We start from the raw sequence: 1333 nt of genomic DNA, 5'->3' as shown, positions 1-1333 counted from the left end.
ATCCCAAAAGCATCTTGCTATATATGAAAGAATTCAAAATACAAATGAATACGCAATAAACGTATTTGATACCCAATTAGGATTCAGACACCCAACACCAGCAGACAGAATGTTCTTGACAAACTTTTTGACGCTACTAATGACTCCAGCAGGTCAAGAAAAGCCTTATGCTTCTTCTGAAAATATGGCTGGTGCTGTTATAGACGCTGTTTACGATTATTTTTCTGATGAAAATGAGCCTAAAAAGTATATTCCTAATCTTTCAAAGAAAGTAGATGAGATACTTCATACTTACGGTGTTGATGCAAAAGGTGACGATATGAGTTGGTGGGAAGTTGTCGATAAGCTTTTCGACTTAGGGCATAAGCATGAAGCTGCTCAGGCTCAAAAATATGCTGTTCCTTTGCTTGAAGAGTGTGTTGATATAGCACAGAACTCTCCTTCAATAAAAGATTTGTATTCTAAACCTGAAGTAGAGACAAGAGAAAGCATGTTGGAAATTTTCCAGCGTTCTATATCTGAGGCCGTGAATCAGTTTAAGATTTTGAACAGCCCAACTGTGTTTGATTTGGCAGATTCTCGTGTCATCTCTCTTGACCTTGATGAAGTTGCAAAGTCAGGTGGGCCAAGTGCTAGTAAGCAGACTGGTATTATGTACATGCTTGCGCGTCACGTTGTTGGTAAAAACTACAAATTGAGCAAAGAGTTCGCAAATGACTGTCCTCCACTTTATAGAAAGTATCACTTGGACAGAGCGAAGAAAATTCGTCAAACCAAGAAAAGATTGTGTATGGACGAATTCCATAGAACATCTACAGTGCCTTCTGTAAGAGAGCAGGTATTAACGGATATGCGTGAGGGTCGTAAGTGGAACTTACAGGTTGTGCTTGCATCACAAATACATACTGACTTTGACGACAATATGATTGATATAGCAACAGGAACCTTCATCATGAGTGGTGGCTCCAGTTATAGAGAAGTTGCAAAGAGATTTAATTTGAACTTTACAACTACGGATATTGTAAAAAGTTATTTGAATGGTCCACGTAAGAAAGGTGTGCCTTTTGTATATAACTTTGTGACAAAAAATGGTCAGTATTCTCAATATTTGTTCAGCACAATCAGCCCCGTAGAATTATGGGCGTTCTCTACCACTGCTGAAGATGCGACATTGCGTAGTCAGCTTACCGAAGAGCTTGGTTCAGCCGGTAAGGCCAGAAGTATATTGGCTTCGGAGTTTCCGGGAGGAACTGCAAAAGATGCTATAGAGAAACTGGTTGCTAACAACGATGACCCAAGTATTGTTAAAGATCCTTATACTTATTTGATAAGA

General features: G+C 39.2%; 1 protein-coding gene. It reads left to right on the top strand.

Translation table 11 applies throughout. The features are described 5' to 3' along the window. A partial coding sequence (locus tag DWA30_RS13365; protein ID WP_498365829.1) for a putative type IV secretion/conjugal transfer ATPase occupies window positions 1-1333 on the top strand: 1333 nt, incomplete at both ends.

Source organism: Candidatus Ulvibacter alkanivorans, from assembly GCF_003333325.1.
Lineage (GTDB): Bacteria > Bacteroidota > Bacteroidia > Flavobacteriales > Flavobacteriaceae > Ulvibacter_A > Ulvibacter_A alkanivorans.
Note: the sequence above shows the minus strand (reverse complement) of the source record. Positions and strands in the feature narration are given on the sequence as shown.